Below are 2,143 nucleotides of genomic sequence, written 5' to 3'. Positions count from 1 at the left end.
GGCAGCACAACAGAAGCGCCGGCCGGGCGGCCCGACGCCGCAAAGCCCGGCACGCACCCGGCACAACGCAAACAAACATACCATGTCAAAGGATAGGAGAAACACATGACCAAAGCTCTTGATCTGAGCCTGGCGAACAAAGTTGCGGATATGGCTCTGGCCGACTTCGGCAAAAAAGAAATGCAGCTTTCCGAACGGGAAGTACCCGGCCTTATGGAGTGCATCAAAAAATACGGCTCCAGCAAGCCCCTCAAGGGACTCAAAATTACCGGCTCGCTGCACATGACCATCCAGACGGCCATGCTCATTCAGACCCTGCATGCCCTGGGCGCCGACCTGCGCTGGGCTTCATGCAATATTTTTTCCACGCAGGACCACGCCGCCGCCGCCATTGCCGACCTGGGCATGGCCAAGGTTTTTGCCTGGAAGGGCGAAACCCTTGAAGACTACTGGTGGTGCACTGAAATGGCCCTCACCTGGCCCGACGGCTCCGGTCCCGACCTCATTGTGGACGACGGCGGCGACGCCACCCTGCTCATCCACAAGGGAGTGGAAGCTGAAAACAATCCTTCCGTCCTTGACGAAAAAACCGACAACAAGGAACTCCAGTGCATCCTTGACCGCCTCAAGCTGCGCCTCAAAGAAGACCCGCAGCACTGGCACAAGGTTGCCGCAGGCATGAAGGGCGTGTCGGAAGAAACCACCACCGGCGTCCACCGCCTCTATCAGCTTGAGGCCGCGGGCAAGCTGCTTTTCCCGGCCATCAACGTCAATGACGCGGTGACCAAATCCAAGTTCGACAACCTGTACGGCTGCCGCGAATCGCTGGCGGACGGCATCAAGCGCGCCACTGACGTCATGATCGCCGGCAAGGTTGTTGTGGTCATCGGCTACGGCGATGTGGGCAAGGGCTGCGCCCAGTCCATGCGCGGCCTCGGCGCGCGCGTTCTGGTGACCGAAATCGATCCCATCTGCGCGCTCCAGGCCGCCATGGAAGGCTACGAAGTCACCACCGTTGAAGACGCCCTGCCCTACGGCGACATTTATGTGACCTGCACGGGCAACTACCACGTCATCAGCGGCAAGCATATGGAAGGCATGAAGGACGAAGCCATCGTGTGCAATATCGGCCACTTCGACAACGAAATCGAAATGACCTATCTGGAAAACACGCCCGGCATCACCCGCCTGAACATCAAGCCGCAGGTGGACAAGTGGACCCTCAAGTCCGGCCGCAGCATCATCGTGCTGGCCGAAGGCCGCCTGGTAAACCTCGGTTGCGCCACCGGGCATGCCAGCTTTGTCATGTCCAACAGCTTTACCAACCAGACTCTGGCCCAGATCAAGCTGGCCACTGAAAAGCTGGAAAACAAGGTCTACACCCTGCCCAAGGAACTGGACGAAGAAGTGGCCCGCCTGCACCTTGGCCGCCTCGGAGCCAAGCTGACCAAGCTTTCCAAGGAACAGGCCGACTATATCGGCGTTGATGTGAACGGCCCCTACAAGTCGGATCACTACCGCTACTAGAGCATTTCATTCGTTAACTGCTTTAGAACATATTCACCTTGCGGGGACGGTCGGCGGCGCAAAACACGCCTCCGTCAGCCACGCAGCCCTGATATGCGCTGCGCAGGGGCGGCTGCTTCATCAGCAGAAAAGTCGACGGCTGAAATGCCTGGAGCATGTTCATCGTGAAGCGCTTGCAGCGGGCGCAACCATGCCGCGCAAGCGGTCAGGTGTAAAAAAACAGCCGTGGTGGAAGCAGTGCTGCCACCACGGCAAACGCACGGGGCGGCCGCCCGCCGCGCCCCTGCACCTTATGGCCGGAGCCTGTCTCCGGCCATTTCTATTTTCCTCACCCCACCCCTCCCCGCCTTTTTCCAGAGCATTTTCGCATTGAGTGCCCCCACTCCCAATGCCGTATCTGCACACAACGGACATTCTTCAGGAATGCATGGCACAGCAGCGCACGCAAACTGCGAGTAAAACCATGCTGTCTTGGAACACGCTTGCGTGTTTTCAATGTTGTCCGGTTAAGCACCCATAGCTAACAGGCTATAACTATAGGTGTTTATAGTTTTTCGTCTTCGCGGATTCAGAAGTTCTTCCAGAGAATCCTTGCCGAACAGATTCAAGCAAATGA

At 57.9% G+C, this 2,143-nt stretch carries 1 protein-coding gene; it reads left to right on the top strand.

Going from position 1 to position 2,143, the window contains the following annotated elements:
• The first annotated feature begins 105 nt into the window (after positions 1 to 105).
• Positions 106 to 1,527, top strand: coding sequence for an adenosylhomocysteinase (gene ahcY, locus V6C16_RS11740; RefSeq protein ID WP_333536897.1), 1,422 nt, complete (start codon positions 106 to 108; stop codon positions 1,525 to 1,527).
• Positions 1,528 to 2,143 lie beyond the last annotated feature (616 nt).

This window comes from Desulfovibrio sp. 1188_IL3213 (genome assembly GCF_036763145.1).
Lineage (GTDB): Bacteria > Desulfobacterota > Desulfovibrionia > Desulfovibrionales > Desulfovibrionaceae > Desulfovibrio.
Note: the sequence above shows the minus strand (reverse complement) of the source record. Positions and strands in the feature narration are given on the sequence as shown.

What these genes read in the sequence shown, in the direction of transcription:
- ahcY (WP_333536897.1), top strand. Translation starts at nt 106, where the DNA reads ATGACCAAAGCTCTTGATCTGAGCCTGGCGAACAAAGTTGCGGATATG.